This is a genomic window from Roseobacter sp. HKCCA2468, from assembly GCF_037805105.1.
Classification (GTDB): Bacteria; Pseudomonadota; Alphaproteobacteria; order Rhodobacterales; family Rhodobacteraceae; genus M30B80.
The window spans coordinates 75177-94607 of record NZ_JBBLYN010000005.1 but is presented as its reverse complement, the minus strand read 5'-3'; the positions used below and the strand labels follow the sequence as shown (position 1 = coordinate 94607).

18 protein-coding genes and 1 tRNA gene are annotated in these 19431 nt (G+C 56.4%); 12 read left to right on the top strand and 7 right to left on the bottom strand.

Annotation, left to right across the window (positions count from 1 at the left end):
• Positions 1-20 precede the first annotated feature (20 nt).
• Positions 21-1010, top strand: a complete 990-nt coding sequence (locus tag AAC620_RS11400; protein WP_340245139.1) for a LacI family DNA-binding transcriptional regulator — start codon at positions 21-23, stop codon at positions 1008-1010.
• 6 nt (positions 1011-1016) lie between these two features.
• Here the strand turns inward: AAC620_RS11400 and AAC620_RS11395 are convergent, their stop codons facing one another.
• Both AAC620_RS11395 and AAC620_RS11390 read right to left on the bottom strand, forming a co-directional pair.
• Positions 1017-2429: an L-serine ammonia-lyase gene (locus AAC620_RS11395; protein WP_340245093.1), complete on the bottom strand. Its 1413-nt coding sequence runs from the start codon at positions 2427-2429 to the stop codon at positions 1017-1019.
• 384 nt (positions 2430-2813) lie between these two features.
• Positions 2814-2888: transfer RNA gene (locus AAC620_RS11390), tRNA-Lys, on the bottom strand.
• A 253-nt stretch (positions 2889-3141) separates the two neighbouring features.
• Between AAC620_RS11390 and AAC620_RS11385 the strand changes: the two genes are divergently transcribed.
• Positions 3142-3801 (top strand): YggS family pyridoxal phosphate-dependent enzyme, encoded by a 660-nt coding sequence (locus AAC620_RS11385; protein WP_340245137.1) that lies wholly within the window; start codon positions 3142-3144, stop codon positions 3799-3801.
• Here AAC620_RS11385 and AAC620_RS11380 read toward each other — a convergent pair.
• Positions 3792-4259: a L,D-transpeptidase family protein gene (locus AAC620_RS11380; RefSeq protein ID WP_340245135.1), complete on the bottom strand. Its 468-nt coding sequence runs from the start codon at positions 4257-4259 to the stop codon at positions 3792-3794. The two genes, AAC620_RS11385 and AAC620_RS11380, sit on opposite strands and share 10 nt — an antisense overlap.
• Before the next feature lie 50 nt (positions 4260-4309).
• Complete coding sequence (gene ribA / locus AAC620_RS11375) at positions 4310-5407, bottom strand: GTP cyclohydrolase II (protein ID WP_340245091.1); 1098 nt, start codon at positions 5405-5407, stop codon at positions 4310-4312.
• Positions 5408-5580: 173 nt separating this feature from the next.
• Here ribA and AAC620_RS11370 point away from each other — a divergent pair, with 173 nt between their 5' ends.
• The 5 genes from AAC620_RS11370 to AAC620_RS11350 all read left to right on the top strand — a co-directional run bounded on the left by AAC620_RS11370 (position 5581) and on the right by AAC620_RS11350 (position 9081).
• Positions 5581-6267 (top strand): response regulator transcription factor, encoded by a 687-nt coding sequence (locus AAC620_RS11370; RefSeq protein WP_317656769.1) that lies wholly within the window; start codon positions 5581-5583, stop codon positions 6265-6267.
• A gap of 194 nt (positions 6268-6461) precedes the next feature.
• Positions 6462-7250 carry an exodeoxyribonuclease III gene (locus AAC620_RS11365; protein WP_340245089.1) on the top strand — a complete coding sequence of 263 codons (789 nt, stop codon included), beginning with the start codon at positions 6462-6464 and terminating at the stop codon, positions 7248-7250.
• A gap of 71 nt (positions 7251-7321) precedes the next feature.
• Entirely contained in the window at positions 7322-8224 is a 903-nt protein-coding gene (locus tag AAC620_RS11360; protein ID WP_340245087.1) for a co-chaperone YbbN, read from the top strand.
• A 27-nt stretch (positions 8225-8251) separates the two neighbouring features.
• Positions 8252-8896 (top strand): LON peptidase substrate-binding domain-containing protein, encoded by a 645-nt coding sequence (locus AAC620_RS11355; RefSeq protein ID WP_340245085.1) that lies wholly within the window; start codon positions 8252-8254, stop codon positions 8894-8896.
• Entirely contained in the window at positions 8893-9081 is a 189-nt protein-coding gene (locus tag AAC620_RS11350; protein ID WP_317656765.1) for a Trm112 family protein, read from the top strand. Before AAC620_RS11355 ends, AAC620_RS11350 begins: the two co-directional genes overlap by 4 nt.
• Here AAC620_RS11350 and AAC620_RS11345 read toward each other — a convergent pair.
• A complete protein-coding gene (locus tag AAC620_RS11345) occupies positions 9078-10304 on the bottom strand; it encodes a UbiH/UbiF/VisC/COQ6 family ubiquinone biosynthesis hydroxylase (RefSeq protein ID WP_340245081.1) in 1227 nt (408 codons plus the stop codon). The genes AAC620_RS11350 and AAC620_RS11345 overlap by 4 nt on opposite strands.
• Before the next feature lie 91 nt (positions 10305-10395).
• Between AAC620_RS11345 and AAC620_RS11340 the strand changes: the two genes are divergently transcribed.
• From AAC620_RS11340 to AAC620_RS11325, 4 genes are all read left to right on the top strand, one after another.
• Positions 10396-11748, top strand: coding sequence for an amidase (locus AAC620_RS11340; RefSeq protein WP_340245078.1), 1353 nt, complete (start codon positions 10396-10398; stop codon positions 11746-11748).
• An 82-nt stretch (positions 11749-11830) separates the two neighbouring features.
• On the top strand, positions 11831-13012 hold the full coding sequence (locus AAC620_RS11335) for an aminotransferase class I/II-fold pyridoxal phosphate-dependent enzyme (protein WP_340245076.1): 1182 nt from the start codon (positions 11831-11833) through the stop codon (positions 13010-13012).
• A gap of 8 nt (positions 13013-13020) precedes the next feature.
• Complete coding sequence (locus tag AAC620_RS11330; RefSeq protein WP_340245074.1) at positions 13021-15906, top strand: DNA translocase FtsK; 2886 nt, start codon at positions 13021-13023, stop codon at positions 15904-15906.
• Between the two features lie 55 nt (positions 15907-15961).
• Positions 15962-16561: a LolA family protein gene (locus AAC620_RS11325; protein WP_340245072.1), complete on the top strand. Its 600-nt coding sequence runs from the start codon at positions 15962-15964 to the stop codon at positions 16559-16561.
• On the opposite strand, the gene AAC620_RS11320 is transcribed toward AAC620_RS11325, so the two are convergent.
• Positions 16558-17142, bottom strand: coding sequence for a transglycosylase SLT domain-containing protein (locus AAC620_RS11320; RefSeq protein ID WP_340245070.1), 585 nt, complete (start codon positions 17140-17142; stop codon positions 16558-16560). The genes AAC620_RS11325 and AAC620_RS11320 overlap by 4 nt on opposite strands.
• A gap of 191 nt (positions 17143-17333) precedes the next feature.
• Here AAC620_RS11320 and hspQ point away from each other — a divergent pair, with 191 nt between their 5' ends.
• Positions 17334-17660: a heat shock protein HspQ gene (hspQ, locus tag AAC620_RS11315; protein WP_317656758.1), complete on the top strand. Its 327-nt coding sequence runs from the start codon at positions 17334-17336 to the stop codon at positions 17658-17660.
• Between the two features lie 2 nt (positions 17661-17662).
• Here hspQ and AAC620_RS11310 read toward each other — a convergent pair whose 3' ends face one another.
• On the bottom strand, positions 17663-19243 hold the full coding sequence (locus AAC620_RS11310) for a gamma-glutamyltransferase family protein (RefSeq protein WP_340245133.1): 1581 nt from the start codon (positions 19241-19243) through the stop codon (positions 17663-17665).
• Positions 19244-19431 lie beyond the last annotated feature (188 nt).

The window sequence follows — 19431 nt, the reverse complement described above, 5'->3', positions numbered from 1 at the left end:
CCTTTGATGGCAAACCCCAGATGACCTTGCGCGATGTGGCTGAGGCAGCGGGGGTTTCGGAAATGACCGTCAGCCGCGTCTTGCGTAATCGGGGGGATGTCTCTGAGCGCACGCGCAGCAAGGTTTTTGAAGCTGCCCGCGCCTTGGGATATGTGCCCAATAAAATCGCGGGCGCTTTGGCATCGAACCGCGTCAATCTGGTTGGCGTGGTGATCCCATCTCTATCCAACATGGTCTTCCCTGATGTCCTTACAGGCATTGGTGAGGGTCTGCATGAAACGGATTTGCAGCCCGTTGTTGGCACCTCAAATTATGATTTAGAGCAGGAAGAAAAAGTTATTTTCGAAATGCTGTCATGGCGGCCCTCTGGTCTGATCGTAGCGGGGTTGGAACATACAGATGCCGCGCGGAAGATGATGGAGAATGCGGGGATTCCTGTTGTAGAGGTGATGGACATTGACGGCCCAAGTGTGGCGGCCCGCGTAGGCATCTCACATGTGGCGGCAGGTCGCGCCATGGCCGAAGAAATCCTTGCCCGTGGCTATCGCAAACTTGGGTATCTGGGTTCTAGCTCTTTGCGCGATTTTCGGTCGCAAAAGCGGCAGCAGGGCTTTGAGGATGCGCTGAAGGAGGCGGGTCTCTCCTTGGCGGATAAGATTTTTTATGCAGGCCCCTCGGGTTTTGGCACAGGCCGCGCGATGACCGAAGATTTGCTAAGCCGCAGCCCTGATCTTGATTTCCTCTATTATAATACGGATATGAACGCGGCGGGCGGCCTGCTTTATCTGTTGGAAAAGGGGTATGATATTCCCAATCAAATTGGCATTGCGGGGTTCAATTCCTTTGCCATTTTGGACGGGCTGCCCTTGCGCATTGCCACCATGGACAGCCGCCGCGCAGATATTGGACGTGAGGCGGCCAAAATCATTGCAGGGCGCGCGCTTTCGGGAGCTGATATCGGATTGTCGCCAGAATTCTTGGCGGGTGACACCGTGCGTCAGCGCGGCTGACCCGCCTCAGCATTCAGGCAGATTGACGGCCAAGCCCCCAAGCGAAGTTTCTTTATATTTCAGGTTCATATCATGGCCCGTTTGCCGCATGGCTTCGATACAATTATCAAGCGGCATGAAATGGGTCCCATCGCCCCGCAGCGCCAATGAGGCGGCCGATACAGCCTTGATCGCGCCGAGGCCGTTGCGTTCGATGCAGGGCACCTGAACCAATCCTGCCACGGGGTCACAGGTCATGCCTAAGTGATGTTCAAGCGCGATTTCAGCAGCGTTTTCAATCTGTTCATTGGTGCCGCCAAGTGCCGCGCAAAGCCCTGCTGCGGCCATGGCTGCGGCTGATCCGACCTCGCCCTGACAGCCAACTTCGGCCCCAGAGATCGAGGCATTATGCTTGATCAACCCGCCAATTGCCGCCGCGACCATCAAGAAATCCAACCCGCCCTTTTCGGTCGCGCCTATGCAATGGGTCAGATAATAATGCAAAACTGCTGGAACCACGCCTGCCGCCCCATTGGTGGGGGCGGTAACCACTCGGCCCCCCGCCGCGTTTTCTTCGTTCACGGCCATTGCATAGACCGAAAGCCAATCGTTGATTGTATGGGGTTGGGTGATGTTGCGCCCCGCCTCGGCCTGTAACTGATCATGGATCGCCTTTGCCCGGCGCTTGACCCGCAAACCGCCGGGCAATTCACCCTCCATCCGCAAGCCGCGCTCAATGCAGGACAGCATCGCATCTCGGATTGCCTCAAGGCGCTTTTGCACCTCGGCGCGCGGCGCGCCGTGGCATTCATTCTCCCATTTCATCTGCGCAATAGATTTCTGCGCCTTTGCCCCCATAATCAACATTTCTTCAGCTGTGCCAAAGGGATAGGGGTATCCTGCATCCGCCTTTTGGGCGGCGAGTGAATTCTTGCGGGCGGCTTTGGCCGCTTGTAGTTCTTTCGCGGTCATTACGAAACCGCCACCGATGGAGTAAAAGACTTCCTCCATATAGAGCGCCCCGTTGGCGTCATAAGCGCGGAGGATCATACCATTGGCATGCCCCACTAGGGCGGGGCCATAGTCAAAGATGATATCTTCCTCTGGGTTGAGGCGCAGTTGCGGCAGCCCGTCAGGGGTAACATGCCCTGCTGATTTGATCGCTGCAATGGCGCTATCCGCCTGGTCTGGGTCAAGTCTATCGGGGCGAAACCCAGCAAGGCCCAAAATCACAGCGCGGTCAGTGGCGTGACCTTTCCCAGTAAAGGCAAGCGATCCGTGCAAATGACATGACAAGGCCGCCACCTCACCGGCGCCGGGCTCTCGAGTGCCATGGCGCAGGCGGTCGAGAAATTGCGCGGCGGCATTCATCGGCCCAATAGTATGGGAGGAGGAGGGGCCAATCCCAATTTTGAAAATATCAAAAACTGACAGAAACATAATGCAATTGCCCCGATCTGCGCTGCGCCTTGGGTCAAGATATGCGATTTTTTCTGATTTCTATGGTGATAAATCCGACTCGTTTCTCACGCTGCGCGACCAATCGCTAAGGCGTGTAATCAGAAATCATGCCCTGCCTGCTCACGGCGCTGCGATGGGGACGCAAGCCTATGAGCGCATCTGCTTTGTCAGAGGCCCAGCCTCTAGCAAGGCAGTAGGCTGCACCTACGGTTTTTGTTTGGAGGCATCAACTTTAAACGGATTGAGCGTGACCAGGCGGGAAATACGCCGGCCAACACACCAATTTTCGTTAGATAAACTGCGCACATTATTGCGGCTGACTGTCTGGGTTGGGGGGAGCCGATACGCGTCATATCTGGCTATTGGTGAGCCCGGGAGGATTCGAACCTCCGACCAATTGATTAAAAGTCAACTGCTCTACCACTGAGCTACGGGCCCGCCTGAGGCCCGCCTAATATAAACGAGACTGCCCCCCGTCAAGCCAAAAACCTGAATAATTGTCATTATAATAATCAGCCTACAATTTCGATGCTATTGCGCGGGCGGTTTTGTTCAAACTGGTGTATAATGCGTCTACTGCAATACAGCAGATTTCGGTCTGACATTCAGCTTCTAATCCTCACGGATTATCTGCTAGGGAAAGAGCGGGCTTTGGCCCGCTCTTTTTCATTTGGTGACGGGTGAGGATAAAATGGCGCTTGAGGATATTCAGGCAGATGTTGCGCGAATTTTGACCGAAGCGGGGCGCGCGCCTGACGCGGCAAAACTAATCGCTGTCTCGAAAGTCCAGCCAAACGCACGGGTTGAGGCGGTGTTGCAAGCAGGCCATCGCAGTTTCGGTGAAAATCGCGTGCAAGAAGCGCAGGGCAAATGGCCCGATTTCAAAGCCCAATTTGAGGGGGTGGATTTGCACCTGATTGGCCCATTGCAAAGCAATAAGGTGCGCCCCGCGATGGAGCTGTTTGACGCGATCCACACAGTCGACCGCGAAAAACTGGCCCGCCGCATCGCCGATATGGCCCAAGAATTGGGCCGCTGTCCCGATCTGTTCATTCAGGTCAACACAGGCGCCGAGCCGCAAAAGGCGGGCATCCTACCTGCCGATGCAGATGCCTTTATCCAAACTGCGCGCGCGATGGATTTGCCGCTTAAAGGTTTGATGTGCATCCCGCCCGTGGACGAGGAACCAAGCCTGCATTTCGCCCTTTTGGGCAAGATTGCTGCGCGAAACGAGCTTTCGGAATTGTCGATGGGAATGAGCGCAGATTATGAAAAAGCGCTGCGGCTAGGGGCCACGCATATTCGTGTGGGCTCTGCCATATTCGGCGCGCGTGTCGCCCCTCACGGATAGCTTTTCGCGTCCCGCACGATCAAACGTGTTTCGTAGGAAATGCGCGCAGTGATCCATCGCAAATCTGCACGGGAGAACGCAACACATCCTTCGGTCGGATAGCCCGCGCGCCGCCATTGGTGGATGAAAATCGCAGAGCCACGCCCGCGCTCCGCATAGGGCCAGTTCCAATCGGTGATCAGCACCAAATCATAAAGCGGGTCTGCGCGCCGCAGTTTCTCGTGGCTGTGCGCGTAGGGCGCATGCACCATGAGGTTATAGTCTTCATCGCGCGGATCATCTGACCACAGATCACGCGGCCCAATTTTGAGGGCCCAATCACAAGGGCGCGCCATGCGGTCGGCGCGATAGAGGCAGCCAACGATGCGGTGAATGCCGACTGGGGTGGCCCCATCGCCCTCGCGCTTGCTGCGGCTCATCCCGCCGCGCCCGATGCTGCAGGGAAAGCGCCGTCCCATAAACTGCGCACCCTGATGGGTGATCACAAGGTCTTCGGGGCGGGGCAGGGTCACAGCAAATGTCCTGATTTCGCGGCCTTGGTCGCCAAGTAATGCGCATTATGCGCATTTTGGCCGACATGGAGCGCCACGCGTTCTGTGACCTCTATGCCTGATTGGCGCATCATCTCAACTTTTCGAGGGTTGTTAGTCATCAGGCGCACCGAGGCAAAACCCAATTTTTCCAGCAATTCTGCTCCAAGACGAAAATCGCGCTCATCATCTTCGAACCCAAGACGATGATTGGCTTCGACTGTGTCGAACCCTTGATCCTGAAGGCTATAGGCGCGCATTTTATTGGCCAGACCAATCCCGCGCCCCTCTTGATTGAGGTAGAGAAGGATACCCGCGCCGTCTTGGCCCATTTGTGCCAATGCCGCGTGAAGTTGGGGGCCGCAGTCACATTTGAGACTGCCCAATACATCGCCCGTAAAGCAGGCAGAGTGCAGACGCGTCAAAACGGGTTTGTCCCGATCAGGGCGACCAATTTCAATGGCGTAATGCTCTGCGCTGCCATCATCGGGCCGAAACACATGAAGGCGCCCCGCCTCAGAGGCAACCATCGGCAGGCGTGCGGCGGCTACGGCATGAAAGGGTTGGCTTTCTGCCAATTGTGACCGCGCCACCGAGAATGGCAGAACGGTCAGCCCATGTTCCCGCGCAATCGCCACGGCGTCATCCCGAAACACGCAAAGCATCGCGGGCAAAAGCTGTGCCGACTTGGCGAAATGAATGGCGGTGCGCGCATCATCCGCCGAGCCGTGTTCTGGCCCTTGAAGGCTTTGGAACGGGCCTTTCATCGGGCGATCCAAATCATCTTTCGGGTCGGCCAGTGCCTTTAGGATGCGGCTGCCTGCATCTTTGGGCAATGCGATACGCGCGATATCGCCTTCATAAAGTGGCAGATTCAAGGTGCGCGCCCGCCAATCGGACAGCACGATAAAGGGCGCGCCAAGCGCGCGGAAATCTTCTACCCGATCCGTGCTTGCTGTCTCCGAGGCCAATGCGATCAACCCCTTTGCGCCATCGCTAAACACCACAGGCAAGCCTGCGCGCAAATCAGCGCGGGCGCGGGCGGCGATTTCATTGGCGGTTGGCGCAAGGCTCATCTTGTCCGTCCTGATCTTATGGTCTGGGCATTAGCTTTAGCCCCGATTGTCAGAATTTGAAACAATTGGCCACAGAACAACACAGAGCCGTGAGGATATTTTTCAAACCCTTTTCAAATAGGGTATATCACACCCATGTGAGACAGGCACAATTTTGCCTTTGGAGGGCTGACATGGCGAACCTGAAAAAAATCCTACTTGTCGATGATGACGAAGATATCCGCGAGGCGTTGTCAGAACAGCTCGTGATGACTGAGGATTTCGATGTGTTCGAGGCGGGCACGGGCGCGCAAGCGATGGAAAAGGCCAAGCAGGAAATTTACGATCTGGTGATTTTGGATGTGGGCCTGCCCGATACGGATGGCCGCGATTTGTGCCGCTTGATGCGCAAGCAAGGGATCAAATGCCCGATCATCATGCTCACAGGCCATGACAGCGATGCTGATACGATCTTGGGCCTCGATGCGGGCGCAAATGATTATGTCACCAAGCCGTTCAAGTTTTCGGTGTTGCAAGCGCGCATTCGCGCGCAACTGCGCCAACACGAACAATCTGAAGATGCGATTTTCCAACTTGGGCCATATACCTTTAAGCCCGCGATGAAATTGCTTGAGACGGAAGATAAAAAGAAAATCCGCCTCACGGAAAAAGAAACGAATATCCTGAAATTCCTCTATCGCGCACAGGAGGGGGTTGTGGCCCGTGATGTGCTGCTGCACGAGGTTTGGGGGTATAATGCGGGGGTCACCACGCATACGTTGGAAACCCATATCTACCGCTTGCGTCAAAAGATCGAACCCGATCCCAGCAATGTGCAGCTTTTGGTCACCGAAGGTGGCGGTTACCGATTGGTTGCCTAACTTGGCATCAGATTTGCAGCTGTGATGTCACACGGGGAACCTTGCGGAATTGCCCAAGCCCCCGCGCGCCCCGTGGTTTCTCCCTGTTGGACTGGCCCCTGCATAAGCGGGGGCCTTTTTCAGTTTCCTTCGCATTGCACCATGCTCCTCAAGCCCTTAGGAGGGGGACAGGTTTCATCAAAGGGCATGGAAAAATGGCGTTCACACTTGCAACATGGAACATCAACTCGGTGCGATTGCGCGAAGAATTGGTGCTGAAACTGCTGCGTGAAGAAGCGCCAGATGTTTTGTGCTTGCAAGAATGCAAAAGCCCCGTTGAAAAAATCCCCACCGAAGGCTTTGCGGCGCTGGGCTACACCCACTTGGTCGCGCGTGGTCAGAAAGGGTATAATGGCGTGGCGATCCTGTCCAAGCTGCCGCTTGAAGAGGCGGGCGCGCGGGACTGGGCTGGGCTTGGTCATGCTCGCCATGTGGCGGCGCGCCTCCCCAATGGGGTGGTCATCCATAATTTCTACATTCCCGCAGGGGGCGATATTGCCGATCGGGAGGTCAACGAAAAATTTGGCCAAAAGCTCGATTTTCTGACGGAGATGCGCGATGCGTTTCGTGCGGATGCCCCGCAAAAATCTATCCTTGTGGGCGATTTGAATATTGCACCGCGTGAGGACGATGTTTGGAGCCACAAACAGCTGTTAAAGGTGGTCAGTCACACGCCGATTGAGGTGGATCATCTGGCCCAAGTGCAAGAGGCGGGGAATTGGGTGGATGTCACCCGCAAGGATATACCCGAGGGGTTGCTCTATAGTTGGTGGTCGTATCGCGCTCGTGATTGGGACGAGGCGGATAAAGGCCGCCGTTTGGATCACATCTGGGCCACCGCAGATATTGCCAATGCCGCGCATTCAAGCCGTATCCTGCGCGCCGCTCGCGGGTGGGAGCAGCCATCGGATCACGCCCCTGTTTTTGCGACAATTGATCTCTGACCCCTTGGAGAATGGGCCCGAAGCGCGCATATAGAGGGCGCGCGCAGATCTCATCAGTGACGGAGAAATAAATGTTGGAATTTGGTCAAGCACAGCCCGCAGGCGCGGATGTCATCAAGGATGTCACCGATCAGACCTTTATGGCCGATGTCGTTGAGGCCAGCCGCGAGGTTCCTGTCATCGTAGATTTCTGGGCGCCATGGTGCGGCCCTTGCAAGACGCTTGGGCCACAGCTTGAGGCGGCGGTGCAGGCCAAAAAGGGCGCGGTGCGCATGGCTAAGGTCAATGTTGATGAGAATCAGATGATCGCGGGCCAATTGCAGGTGCAGTCTATTCCTACCGTTTACGCGTTTTGGCAGGGCCAACCCGTGGACGGGTTCCAAGGGGCGCTTTCGCAAGGGGATGTGCAGCGCTTCGTTGAAAAAATCGCCGCCCTTGCAGGCGATGGTGGCTTGGGCGAGGCGCTTGAGGCCGCCGAAGAAATGCTTGCCCAAGGGGCCGTTGCCGATGCGGCGCAGACCTTTGCGGCGATTTTGGGCGAAGAACCTGAAAATGCAGCCGCCATGGGTGGCTTGGCGCGCGCTCATATCGCGATGGGCGATTTGGACACGGCGGAGGCCTTCCTGAATAACGCCGCCCCCGCAATCGCCGCCGCGCCCGAGATTGAGGCCGCACGCGCCCAGATTGCTCTGGCGCGCCAAGCCGATGAGGCAGGGCCCTTGGCCGAGTTGCAATCCGCCGTGGCGGCCAACCCTGATGATCTGCAAGCGCGGTTCGATTATGCAAAGGCGCTCTATGCGGCAGGGCAGGCGGAGGCGGCGATTGAAGAATTGCTTGATCTCTTCCGCCGTGATCGCGAATGGAATGACGGGGCTGCCAAGGCGCAGCTCTTTACAATCTTCGATGCGCTTAAGCCCACGGATCCTTTGGTGCAAAAGGGCCGCAGAAGATTGTCATCGATGATATTTGCCTGATCGCATTTGGCCGCTATTTCATACTTCATGATCCATCACAGCGACCTGCCTGATACGATACCGCTCTTTCCACTTCCCGGCGCGTTGTTGCTGCCGCGGGCGCGATTGCCTTTGCACATTTTTGAGCCACGCTATTTGGCCATGCTGCAAGATTGCATGCGCACGCCCGACCGGTTGATTGGTATGATCCAACCGCTTGAGGTGCCCAAAGGCAGTGCTAAGCGGTTGCACAGCATTGGCTGTGCAGGTCGTCTGACCCAATTCTCGGAAACCGAGGATGGGCGGTATATGATCACTCTGACGGGAATTTCGCGCTTTCGCCTGCAACGCGAACAGTCAGGCTTTACCCCCTATCTCAAAGGTGATGTCGATTGGGTAGGCTTTGAGAATGATTTGGGCAAGGTCGAGCAGGATCAGGGCTTTGATCGTCCTGTCTTTATGGATCTGTTGGAGCGCTATTTCGCGGCTATGTCACTGTCGACCGATTGGGACAGTATGAAAGATGCCGAAGATGAATTGCTGATCAATTCGCTGTCAATGCTATGCCCCTTTGATCCAGAAGAAAAGCAAGCCTTGCTTGAGGCGCCCTCCCTGTCTACGCGGCGCGAGACGCTTGTAACCTTGATCGAATTTGCCTTGCGGGGTGGATCATCCGATGAGGCCATGCAATGAGCGCAGACAGCCCCGTGTTTGACAGACATATGCTTGAGGCATTGGTGTGCCCTTTGACCAAGGGGAGCCTGCGCTATGATGCAGAGCGTCAAGAATTGATCTCCGAAAAAGCAAAACTGGCCTTTCCGATTAAGGAAGGCATTCCAATCATGCTAGAGAACGAAGCCCGCGAGATTGAGGGTTAAAGCGCCTCGCCCTGCAAGAGGCGTGGCAAATCCCCCGTTAGACCTGCCGCCTGCCGCATGAACCCACGCCGTAATGCGGGCGTTGCACTGACAAGGCCCATGCCGATATCGCGGATCAGCCGAAGGGCAGGATTGTCATTTGAGAACAGGCGATTGACTGTGTCCATCCCAAGCGCAAGCGCGGTGGTGTCGAAGCGCCGCCATTGCTGATACCGCTCCAACACCAGTTCCGAGGCGATATCTTCGCCATGCAGTCGTGCCTCGTGGAGCACTTCGGTCAATGCCCCAATGTCCCGAAAGCCAAGGTTAAGCCCCTGACCTGCGATAGGATGCACGCCATGCGCCGCATCGCCAACAAGGGCAAGGCGCGGGGCAATGAACTGCTCGGCCAAGGTGAGCTTCAGCGGATAGCTGAACCGCACGCCCGCCAATTCGATCTCACCCAGAAAGTCACCGAATGCGGGGCGCAATGCCTTGAGAAACTCAGCGTCATTTGCGCGCGCAATTTGGGCAGCGCGGGCCGTTTTTTCGCTCCAGACAATAGAACAACGATTGTCTGGCAAAGGTAGGATCGCCAAAGGCCCCGATGGCATGAAGAACTGATGTGCAATGCCGTTATGGGGCAATTCATGTTTGACGGCACAGACAAGGGCGGTTTGCCCATAATCCCAACCTTGGCGGCGAATGCCAGCGCGTGCCGCCACACCTGACGCGCGACCATCCGCGCCAATCAAAATTCGCCCCTGCAAACGCTGACCATCGGCCAATGTCACCTCGGCCAGAGCCCCATCGGTGCTTTGATCTACGACCATGCTGTCGCTGAGATGCGTGATCTTATCATTGGCCTCCATCGCCGCGATCAGCGCGCGGCGGAGGTAGCGGTCTTCAAGCATATAGCCCATAGGGCCTTCTTCCATCTCTGCCGCTTGGAAATGTAGGAAGTGCGGCGCAGCCCCGCGCCCTGCATGACCGTCTGAGGCTTTGATTTCGGAAATGGCCTGCGCCTGTTTTGCGACAGCGTCCCACAACCCCAAAGCCGCCAACATTTTTTGCGATGCACGGGCCAAAGCATAGGCGCGGCCATCGAACGTATCCGCTTCGCGCTGAGGGCGGGAATTTGCATCAATCACGATGCTTCGAAACCCTGACTGCGCGAGCGCAAGCGCAAGGGTTGGCCCGTTCAGCCCGCCACCTACAATCAAAATATCTGTGTCACATGTCATGCAGTTTATGATGGGCTAATTTATGGAATTGTCCACGCGGCATAGCGTCATTACTCTGCCCATGCGAGACAAAAGCGGCAAAGGGATGAAGATGCGCGAATGGTTGACACGCACGGCAAGTGAACAAGGGCGCGCGATTGGCGAAGGTGCGGTTGATCCAGTGGGTCTGACCGAAACCTATTTGAGTGCGATAAAAACGCATCCCGCAGGCGCGCGTATTTATGCCCGCCTGACCGAGGCCCGCGCCCTAGCCGAGGCCGAAGCAGCCCGATCTCGGGCGCGCAACGGGGTGCGGCGGGGCATTCTGGATGGGGTGCCTGTATCGTGGAAAGATCTATTTGATAGCGCCCATGTCGCGACTGAGGCCAGTTCGCGCTTGCTTGCGGGGCGCGTTCCAACACGAGATGCCGATGTTTTGGCCCGCGCCACGCAGGCGGGGGGCGTATGTTTGGGCAAAACCCATATGTCAGAATTGGCGTTTTCTGGCCTTGGGTTGAACCCCATGTTTGGCGAAGGGCTTGATCCCTTGCCTGCAACGCCGCCCAACATCAATGACTCAGACGCCGTGCCGGGTGGCTCTAGTTCTGGTGCTGCCGCTTCGGTGGCGTTTGGGTTGGCTGCCGTTGCCATTGGGTCTGACACAGGCGGTTCTGTGCGGGTGCCTGCTGCGTTCAACGATTTGGTTGGTTTGAAAACAAGCCATGGACGCCTGTCCAATCGTGGGGTTGTTCCGCTTTGCGCGAAATTCGACACAGTTGGCCCGCTTGCGCGCTCTGTCCAAGATTGCGCCGAGGTGTTCGCCGTTCTGGCGGGCGCGCGCGCCGTTGATCTCGAGAACGCAAGCCTTGCAGGGCGGCGGCTTTTGGTGATGGAACCATATGCGGAGGATGTGCGCGATGCGCCCGCCGCAGGGTTTGCACGCGCGCTTGAAGCCTTTGCTGCGGCAGGGGCGCAGATTGTGCGGCATAAATCAGCGGCACTTGACGCGGCGATGGCGCTTTCGCCCATTCTTTTTGCCGCTGAGGCCTATGCGACTTGGCGCGAAATGATTGAGGCCAATCCTGAAAAGATGTTTGGCCCCATATTGCAGCGCTTCCGTGGCGGGGCGGATGTTTTGGCGAGTGATTATATCGCAGCTTGGCAAAAGCTTGAGGCTTTGCGCGAAGATTTCCATCGTGAGACGGCGGGGTATGACGCGGTGATTGTGCCCACTGTTGCGATTTTGCCGCCCAATATCGCGCGGTTGATGGTGGATGAGGAGTATTATGTCACCGAAAATCTACTGGCTTTGCGCAACACGCGAATTGGCAATTTGATGGGGTCTTGCGGCCTTACATTGCCCACTGGGGTGCCCTCTACGGGGGTAATGCTGCTCTGCCCCGCAGGTCAGGAGGAACGGCTTCTGCGTCTTGGGGCGGCGGCAGAGGCTGCATTGCAAGCTTGATCCTTTTTCTGGACGTTTGCGTCATAAGAGGTTAATTTGATTGTCAAAGGGGCGAAAACAGACCCCGATATTTGAGGCAGTCATGGTGTTTCCCGAGCGGTTTTCGAACCTGCCAGAATACGCCTTTCCGCGTTTGCGGAAATTGCTTGACGTCCATCAGGCGGGCGGCGATCCGATTAACATGTCTATCGGCGAGCCGCGTCATCCGTTCCCTGAGTTCATTGGACGCGCAATTTCTGAGGCGCTTGAGGGTTTTGGCCGTTACCCCCCCAATGAGGGGGGCGAAGATTTGCGCGCGGCGATTGTGGCTTGGATCGCGCGCCGCTACGGTGTTCACCTTAACGCAGACCAGCATATCCTCGCCCTGAACGGCACGCGTGAGGGGTTGTTCAATGCGGCTCTTGCACTTGGGGTTGAGGAAAAGGCGGGGCAAAAACCCGCTGTTTTGATGCCAAACCCGTTTTATCAGGTTTATGCGGTGGCAAGCCTCGCGATTAATGCAGAGCCAATCTATGTGCCTGCAACCGCTGAAACGGGCGATTTGCCTGATTATGCCGCGCTGCCTGCGGCCCTTCTTGATCGCGTGACCATTGCCTATCTTTGTTCGCCTGCAAACCCGCAAGGTGCGGTTGCCACTGAGGCCTATTGGCGTGATCTGATTGCCTTGGCCGAGAAACATGATTTCCGAATTTTCGCGGATGAATGCTACAGCGAGATTTATCGCAACACCCCCCCTGTGGGTGCTTTGCAGGTGGCCCATGACATGGGCGCAGACCCTGATCGGGTTGTGGTGTTTCATTCGCTGTCGAAGCGCTCAAACCTTCCAGGGTTGCGGTCGGGCTTTGCAGCATCGGGTTCCGGCAATATCGCAGCGATGAAGCAGTTGAAGAATTATACAGGCGCCCCTTTGCCTTTGCCCCTCCAAGCGGCCGCTGCCCTTGCATGGCGCGATGAGGCCCATGTGGAAGAAAACCGCGCCATCTATCGCCGCAAATACCAAATGGCCGATGAGATTTTTGGCAATGTCGTAGGATATCAGCCGCTTGAGGCGGGGTTTTTCCTTTGGCTGCCTGTTGAGAATGATGAGGCCGCAGCCTTGAAACTGTGGCGCGAGGCGGGCGTGCGCTGCTTGCCTGGATCGTATTTGTCGCGCGCTGTTGCGGGTCAGGCCATAGGCCAAGACCGCCTGCGCGTGGCTTTGGTGGCAGAAGAACAAGAATTACAGCGCGGGCTTTTGCGCCTGCATGGCTGTTTGTATCAGTGAGGTGAAGAATGGCGTATCAAACCAGACAACGTGACCCCCTTCTGGACGCCCCGATGCAAGAGGCATTGGAACGGCGTGGCAAGGAACTGCTTGGCCTTATGTTGGTGCTTGCAGGGATTGCGGTTGGGGCCATGTTGGTCAGCTATACGCCAAATGACCCAAATTGGATGGTCGCAACAGATACGCCGCCACAGAACCTGCTGGGCCGCTTTGGGGCGTCCATGTCTGCAATTCTGATCATGATTGTTGGCTATGCATCCTATTTGATGGCGGCGGGTTTGGTTGTTTGGGGTCTGCGCTTGACCCTGCACAAAGGCGAAGAGCGCGCGCTGTCGCGCTTGATTATGCTGCCATTTGCGATTGCTGCCTGTTCTGTGTTCATGGTCAGCTTCCCACCGAGTTCGGGATGGCAGCACAGTTTTAGTTTGGGCGGGCTGTTTGGCGACACTGTGATGGGGGTTTTGGTCAATATCCTGCCCGTTTCGATGACTATGTCTATCGCCGTTTTGGGTATCGCTATGGGTGCGGCAAGCCTTGGTTTGTCAGGCTATGCGCTTGGGGTGACGCGCTCTGAATTGCGCCTCTTTACCCGTGGTGGATTGATTGCGCTTTTCCACGCCAGCAATGGCGCCTCGGGAATGGCGGCAGGTATCGGTCGCGGCGTCAGCCAAATGAGTGGCCAAATCGGCGGGCGCATGCGCGCGCCAAGTCCGCGTAGTGCGGCGCAATATTCCTCCAATGATCTGTTGGTGGATGACGATGATGCGCTGCAGGTGCCATTTTCGACCCCTCAAATCGCAGCGCCCGAAGCCCCTGCGCAACAAGGATTGTTTGACCGCGTGCCCATTTTGCGCGCCATTCGCGGTGGCGAAGATCGCACCGCAGATGTGGCGCAGCAACCGCCCCTTGCGACCGATGAGAATGCGCGCCTGCGCGAAAAAATCTCAAACGCGGTGCGCAATCGTGCGACCTCTGCGCGGCCTGAGGCGTTGCGGGTAACCGATGGCATTCCCAATCCTGCCAAGCGCGTGGCGCCACCATTGACCGCACAAAGCCCCTCGCAAATTGCAGGCGAGATTTATCGCGAGGTTCCTCCGCTTTCTACCTCTGCGCGTGTGGCTGATCCACAGATTGCGCAAGATTATGACCCTTATGCCGATGAGGATGACAGCGACAATATTTTCGCCGATGGTTTTGACGATGATGAAAGCTTTAGCGTGTCGCCGCGAGATGAGGACTATACGCCTGTTGCTTCGCATCCTGCCCGCACTGGGGCAGAAGCGCGGCGCGTGGTGCAGCACAGCCCCAAAAAGGCCGCCGCGCCCTCTCGTCAGGCAATGGCGGATGCGCAGCCCTCCTTGCCCTTAGAGGCGCGCGAGATGGAATATGAATTCCCGCCACTCTCTTTGTTGTCCAGCCCGACCACCATTGAACGCTTTCATTTGTCCGATGAGGCCCTCGAAGAAAACGCACGGATGTTGGAAAACGTGTTGGATGATTACGGCGTCAAAGGTGAGATTGTCAGCGTCCGCCCCGGCCCAGTTGTTACGATGTATGAGTTGGAGCCCGCACCAGGCCTAAAGGCCAGCCGCGTGATCGGTCTGGCTGACGATATTGCCCGCTCAATGTCGGCGCTCTCTGCGCGGGTCTCAACCGTTCCAGGTCGCTCTGTGATCGGCATCGAATTGCCCAATTCGCACCGCGAAAAGGTGGTTTTGCGCGAAATCTTGTCGAGCCGCGATTTTGGCGATGGCAATCACAAGCTGCCTTTGGCTTTGGGTAAGGAAATCGGCGGCGAACCTGTTGTGGCCAATCTCGCCAAGATGCCGCATTTGCTGATTGCGGGCACGACAGGCTCGGGGAAATCGGTGGCGATTAACACCATGATCCTCTCGCTGCTGTATAAACTGCGCCCTGAAGAATGTCGCATGATCATGATTGACCCCAAGATGTTGGAATTGTCGGTTTATGACGGCATTCCGCATCTGCTCAGCCCCGTTGTGACTGACCCCAAGAAGGCGGTTGTCGCTTTGAAATGGGTCGTGGGTGAGATGGAAGAGCGCTATCGCAAAATGTCGAAAATGGGGGTGCGCAATATCGAAGGCTATAATGGCCGCGTGCGCGATGCTCTGTCCAAAGGCGAAATGTTCAAGCGCACTGTCCAAACGGGCTTTGACGAGGATACCGGTGAGCCCATCTTCGAAACCGAAGAGTTCAAGCCCGAGGTCATGCCGTTCATTGTCGTGATCGTGGACGAAATGGCCGATCTGATGATGGTTGCAGGCAAAGAGATCGAAGCTTGCATTCAACGCCTTGCACAAATGGCGCGGGCGAGCGGCATTCATTTGATCATGGCGACACAACGCCCTTCGGTTGATGTGATTACAGGCACGATCAAAGCCAATTTCCCAACGCGTATTTCCTTCCATGTGACCTCAAAAATCGACAGCCGCACCATTTTGGGCGAGATGGGCGCAGAGCAGCTTTTGGGTATGGGCGATATGCTTTACATGGCGGGCGGCTCCAAAATCACCCGCGTTCATGGCCCATTTGTCAGTGACGAAGAGGTTGAGGAAATCGTGCGTCATCTGAAATCCTTTGGCCCTCCCGCCTATGCCGCTAGCGTTTTGGATGGCCCTGATGAGGACAAGGAAAGCGATATTGATCTAGTGCTTGGTCTTGGCGGCAATACGGACGGCGAAGATGCGCTGTATGATCAGGCTGTGGCCGTGGTGGTGCGCGATCGGAAATGCTCGACCTCCTACATCCAACGCAAGCTTGGAATTGGCTATAACAAGGCCGCACGCTTGGTCGAACAGATGGAGGAGGCAGGTCTTGTCTCAACCGCCAATCATGTCGGCAAGCGTGAGATTTTAGTGCCTGAACAGGGCTGAGCCCTCGCTGAAATGTGACGTGTCATTGAGGGTGCTTTCGCGCTATGGATGGGGCATGAAAAAACCATTTGTGACCATGGCCGTTTGGGCCGCGTTCTTTGCCCTGCCCGCGGCGGCGGCCCCGATTTCCTTGGCAGATTTGTCGGCTTATTTTGCAGGCATTCGCACAGCGGAAGCACCATTCACGCAGTATAATGCCGATGGCACCGAGGTGACGGGGCGTCTTTTCATGCACCGCCCGGGGCGGGCGCGATTTGAGTATGATAACAGCGATGTTCTGGTCGTTGTGGGCGGCGGGCAAGTTGCGATTTTTGAAGACCTGACCGATGCGCAGCCCTTGCAATATCCGTTAAGCGTCACCCCGCTTGATTTGATTTTGGGTCGCAACGTGTCTCTCGCGACTTCGGATTTGGTGGTTGATCATCGAGAAGCCGAAGATGGCACCACCCGTGTGGTGGCCCGTGATCAAGACCGCCCAGAGGCGGGGGAATTGACGCTGGTTTTTGCGGATGCGCCTGTGCGCCTTGTGCAATGGATGACCCGCAATGAATATGGCGAGACTGTTGTGGTCGCGCTGGGTGATTTCATCTTTGGGCAGGATTATTCGAATTTTCTGTTCAGCCCGACCTTTGAGGCGGAACAGCGCAGCCGCTAGCCTTGGATCGCGGTGCAGCTTGCCAGTTGCCGATCATAGAGCGCGGCGCGCGCTTCGACACGATCTGCCACGCGCATAAGCCATGCCTTGTTGCGATAGGTGCCGCGTGAATAACCACGATGACCTTCATGATAGGCCAGATATTGGTTGCGCGCATCGGTCAGCGCGATGCCGTTTCTTTCGCGCGAGCGGTTCATATACCACCCCATGAAATCGGTGGCATCGGAGATATCGGTGCGTCTGGCAAACCGCCGACCTGTGTCATCGCGGTATTCATCCCATGTCCCATCAAGGGCTTGGCTGTAACCGAACGCTGAGCTTTGCCGCCCTGCAGGGATGACCCCAAGCGCATAGCGGCGCGGGGTTCGTGCGTTGCTGACGAAACTACTTTCATGGTAGATCGTGGCCATCTGAACCGCGATAGGGACGCCCCAATTGGCCTCGGTGGCCTGCATGGCGCTTAGATAATAGGGGCGTTCTTCGATGATTGCGCAGGCATTGTCCACATTGCGTGGCGGGGTGGCTGATCCCACGCAGGCGCCGAGCGCCAACACCAGCGGAAGCAACGCAAAGCGGTTCATATGCCTGATCCTTTATTGGACTGCTCTCTTTTTGTGGCGAAATCATACGCCAGTTACGCTGAAATGAAAATAAATTCCCGCATGATCCGCATCCTTTGTTTCAACAATCTGTTTCGCCTGATCTGCATTGCGGGTCATGGACAAACAAGGGCGACAGGATTACGGTGCGCGTTGGATCATAGGGGGTCTAGATGCTCAAACGGCATGCTAAATTCAATCTTGGGCAGGTCGTGCGCCACAAGAAGCACCCGTTTCGTGGGGTGATCTTTGATATCGACACCCAGTTTTCGAATACTGAGGAATGGTATAACTCCATCCCCGAGGACAAGCGGCCGATCAAGGAGCAGCCATTTTACCACCTTCTGGCGGAAAATGATCATAGCTACTACGTGGCCTATGTTTCCGAACAAAACCTTGAGATTGACGATACGGGCGAACCCGTGGATCACCCCGATCTGCCCGAATTGTTCGGTGAGTTTCAGAACGGGGCCTATCCTTTGGATTACCAGTTGAATTGATCTCAATACCCCAAGGCAAGACCGTCTTTACGGGGATCCGAACCTGCGATCAAAAGCCCTGAGCTTGCGTCAATTTTAATGGCTTGCGCGCCGCCAATGGCCCGATAGGGGTCGATCACCTGATGGCCCAATTTACGTAAATCATCGGCCACATGCGGGCTATATCCCCGCTCAAGCTGCAATTTGCCTTGATCCGCAAAGCTGCGCGCACCATCAATCGCAGTTTGAACATCCATCCCATAGTCGATGATATTGGTGATCAGACGCGCGTGGCCTGTGGCCTGATACGCGCCGCCCATGACCCCGAAGGGCATCAAACTTTGGTCAGGGTAGTGTAAGAAGGCGGGAATAATGGTATGCAAGGGACGCTTGCCGCCCATGGCCTCATTCGGGTGCCCCTCTTGTAGTGAGAAGCCCGCGCCGCGGTTTTGAAACAAAATACCAAACTTATCAGAAGCATAGCCCGAGCCAAAGGAATGGAAGATCGAATAGATCATTGAGACGGCCATGCGGTTTTTATCAACCACGCTGAGATATACCGTATCCTTATGCACTGCGCCTGAGGCCTGATGTGGGTCAGGCATCGCGCGCGTGGGATCAATCAAGCCTGCCAAGGCCTGTGCGGTTTGATCTGACAGCATATGATCCAAACGGGTCAGGTGATCAGGATCAGAGATAAAACGATTGCGTGCATCATAGGCCAGTTTGGTCGCTTCGGCCTCGATATGGGCGCGGGCTGCACCGAAAGGATCCATTGCGCCGATGTCAAACTGGGAAAGGATATTGGCCAACAACAGCGCGGTTGCACCCTGACCATTGGGTGGCAATTCAATCAAGTCATGATCCCGATAGCGGGTCGAGATTGGGGTGACGTAATCGCAGGCTGTGGTCGCGAAATCCTCTAGGCTGTGGCTGCCGCCAAGGGCGCGCAGGGAGTTAACCAAATCCTCGGCCACTTCGCCTTCGTAGAACCCTGCGCGACCTTCGCGCGCGATGCGGCGCAGCACCTCAGCCTGCCCCTGGGCCGTGAACCGCGCGCCAATTTGGGGCGGTTGGTCGTTCCACATATACATGTCGCGGGCCCGACCGCGGAGCGTATCGCGTGCCTCGTCCCAATCGAAAGCCACGCGCGGTGCAACAGGAATGCCATGTTCAGCATAGAAGATCGAAGGGGCGAGGATGTCTTCAAGCGGTAATGTCCCATGATCTTGGTGAAGGCGGCAAAATCCATCAACGGCCCCTGGCACGGTCACAGCATTGATATTGTCGAGCGGAATAGAGCGATGCCCTGCCGCACGCAGCGCTGCTGCGTCTAACGCCTTTGGCGCGCGGCCCGATGCATTTAGGCCAATAATATCCTTCTGACCCTCATAGGACACCATGGCGAATAAATCGCCGCCAAGCCCTGTTGATTGTGGCTCACAGAGCCCCAAGAGGATCGCTGTGGCAATGGCGGCATCCATCGCATTGCCGCCCTGTTCCAAGATTTGCACGCCCACTTTGGCGGCGAGCGGGTGCGAGGTTGCAACCGCCCCTTGGGTGGTAATCAAGGCTGAGCGCCCTTGCTTCTGGAAATCACGCATCATTGTCCCTGCTCCTGCCGAAAGGATTTTAGCAAAACTAGCGGGAATGGGGGGCGCTGCAAGTGGTCAAGAACCCCGATGATGCGTAACAAGTGGGGGCGATAAAAACGCACCATCGGGGGAAGCATAAGCGCTACCCTGCTTTAATGGCTGCGAATTTGGCCGCGGCTATGATCAGGCCAAGGTGA

Coding starts and splice junctions, on each gene's coding strand:
- AAC620_RS11400 (WP_340245139.1), top strand. CDS start 21: ATGACCTTGCGCGATGTGGCTGAGGCAGCGGGGGTTTCGGAAATGACC.
- AAC620_RS11395 (WP_340245093.1), bottom strand. CDS start 2,429: ATGTTTCTGTCAGTTTTTGATATTTTCAAAATTGGGATTGGCCCCTCC.
- AAC620_RS11385 (WP_340245137.1), top strand. CDS start 3,142: ATGGCGCTTGAGGATATTCAGGCAGATGTTGCGCGAATTTTGACCGAA.
- AAC620_RS11380 (WP_340245135.1), bottom strand. CDS start 4,259: ATGGGACGGCGCTTTCCCTGCAGCATCGGGCGCGGCGGGATGAGCCGC.
- ribA (WP_340245091.1), bottom strand. CDS start 5,407: ATGAGCCTTGCGCCAACCGCCAATGAAATCGCCGCCCGCGCCCGCGCT.
- AAC620_RS11370 (WP_317656769.1), top strand. CDS start 5,581: ATGGCGAACCTGAAAAAAATCCTACTTGTCGATGATGACGAAGATATC.
- AAC620_RS11365 (WP_340245089.1), top strand. CDS start 6,462: ATGGCGTTCACACTTGCAACATGGAACATCAACTCGGTGCGATTGCGC.
- AAC620_RS11360 (WP_340245087.1), top strand. CDS start 7,322: ATGTTGGAATTTGGTCAAGCACAGCCCGCAGGCGCGGATGTCATCAAG.
- AAC620_RS11355 (WP_340245085.1), top strand. CDS start 8,252: ATGATCCATCACAGCGACCTGCCTGATACGATACCGCTCTTTCCACTT.
- AAC620_RS11350 (WP_317656765.1), top strand. CDS start 8,893: ATGAGCGCAGACAGCCCCGTGTTTGACAGACATATGCTTGAGGCATTG.
- AAC620_RS11345 (WP_340245081.1), bottom strand. CDS start 10,304: ATGACATGTGACACAGATATTTTGATTGTAGGTGGCGGGCTGAACGGG.
- AAC620_RS11340 (WP_340245078.1), top strand. CDS start 10,396: ATGCGCGAATGGTTGACACGCACGGCAAGTGAACAAGGGCGCGCGATT.
- AAC620_RS11335 (WP_340245076.1), top strand. CDS start 11,831: ATGGTGTTTCCCGAGCGGTTTTCGAACCTGCCAGAATACGCCTTTCCG.
- AAC620_RS11330 (WP_340245074.1), top strand. CDS start 13,021: ATGGCGTATCAAACCAGACAACGTGACCCCCTTCTGGACGCCCCGATG.
- AAC620_RS11325 (WP_340245072.1), top strand. CDS start 15,962: ATGAAAAAACCATTTGTGACCATGGCCGTTTGGGCCGCGTTCTTTGCC.
- AAC620_RS11320 (WP_340245070.1), bottom strand. CDS start 17,142: ATGAACCGCTTTGCGTTGCTTCCGCTGGTGTTGGCGCTCGGCGCCTGC.
- hspQ (WP_317656758.1), top strand. CDS start 17,334: ATGCTCAAACGGCATGCTAAATTCAATCTTGGGCAGGTCGTGCGCCAC.
- AAC620_RS11310 (WP_340245133.1), bottom strand. CDS start 19,243: ATGCGTGATTTCCAGAAGCAAGGGCGCTCAGCCTTGATTACCACCCAA.